The sequence below is a fragment of the Citrobacter sp. Cc139 genome (genome assembly GCF_030334645.1).
GTDB lineage: Bacteria > Pseudomonadota > Gammaproteobacteria > Enterobacterales > Enterobacteriaceae > Citrobacter > Citrobacter werkmanii.
Genome location: NZ_JAOWDM010000050.1, coordinates 1 through 815 on the forward strand (window position 1 = coordinate 1; position 815 = coordinate 815).

At 56.8% G+C, this 815-nt stretch carries 1 pseudogene; it reads right to left on the minus strand.

Features of this window, described 5'->3' with window-relative positions:
- Positions 1-815: pseudogene (locus OGV69_RS01425) on the minus strand (phage tail tape measure protein); the annotation flags it as partial.

Below are 815 nucleotides of genomic sequence, written 5' to 3' on the forward strand. Positions count from 1 at the left end.
GTGATGCTCTTATGCTCCTGCAGAGTGCGTAACTGCGCCTCCAGCTCCAGCGTCTGCGCGCTGGCAGTATCGACACTTTTTACACCTGCTGGTGTTTTTACCGCTGAAGGGGCTTTGGGTTTCTTCAGCGAGTCGTCGTATTCTTTTTTCGCAGCTTCCAGATTGATGTTGTAGTCAGCCTGGAGGATCCGACCGTCTTTCAGCGCCTTGTTCAGTTCATTCTGACGGGCCGTGTACTTCTCCAGCGCAGTCTGCGTCTTTGCATAATTCGACTGCGCCTGCGCGGCATATCTCTGGCGGTCAGATTCAATCACCGCCTCGCGGGCGGCGTTATCCTCCGTTGCCTTTGCCACACGGGCCTGCTGCTGCGCCATTTCCAGTGCAAGGCGGGCAGACTCCCGATCATTCCAGTAGCTGGCACGCGCATCGTCATTGACGTAACGATCGCCTTTACGCAGATTCCAGATTTCATCTGCCCGCTTAAAAGCCGCTTCAGCTTTGGCAACAATCTCCTGCGTGGTGTCAGGCCGTCCGATATCGAGCGCCGCATCCCACATCGATTTAAAAGCGCGCTTCAGGCTGTCGGCAGCAGTCTCAATCGACCCCATATTGTCGCGCAGGCTCTTTGTCTGCTCGCGAAAACCGTTCGTCGCCGCATCATTAGCTGCCTGCAGCGCCCCGGCCTCATCCCCGGCACGTTGCAACTGCGCAACATAAGCAATCTGTTCCGCTGTGACGTTGTGGAACTGCTGCGCCATGGCAATCAGACCAGAGGTCGGATCGTTCGTCAGTTTGCCGAATGCCGCCGCCACCTT